This window comes from Colwellia marinimaniae (genome assembly GCF_002207865.1).
GTDB classification, from domain to species: domain Bacteria; phylum Pseudomonadota; class Gammaproteobacteria; order Enterobacterales; family Alteromonadaceae; genus Colwellia; species Colwellia marinimaniae.
Genome location: NZ_BDQM01000176.1, coordinates 1 through 325 on the forward strand (window position 1 = coordinate 1; position 325 = coordinate 325).

At 53.2% G+C, this 325-nt stretch carries 1 protein-coding gene; it reads right to left on the reverse strand.

Features of this window, described 5'->3' with window-relative positions; translation table 11 throughout:
* Positions 1–23: 23 nt before the first annotated feature.
* Positions 24–325, reverse strand: a 302-nt coding sequence (locus tag MTCD1_RS18785; RefSeq protein ID WP_088569007.1) for a recombination protein NinB, incomplete at its 5' end; no start/stop codon positions are given.

The following is a 325-nucleotide window of genomic DNA, read 5'->3' on the forward strand; positions in this document are numbered from 1 at the left end:
ACCGGAGAAACTAACGACATTTATCATGCAGCCCTGTCTCCCCATCTCGCTTTCCACACCAGCGCCAGTCTCGCTGCGTCTGACCACTGAACGCCACGCTCTGTACCGAATGGCTGTATAAGCTCTAATAGCTCCGCAAATTCGCCTACACGCATCCTGCTGGTTGACTGGCCTATTACCACAAAGCCATTCCCGGCAAGGTTAGGAACAACATCCTGCTGCTTTAATGCTGCGGTAAACACACACTTCCAGCTTTCTGCATCCAGCCAGCGACCATGCCATTCAACCTGACGAGAGACGTCACCTAAGCAGGCCCATAGCTTCC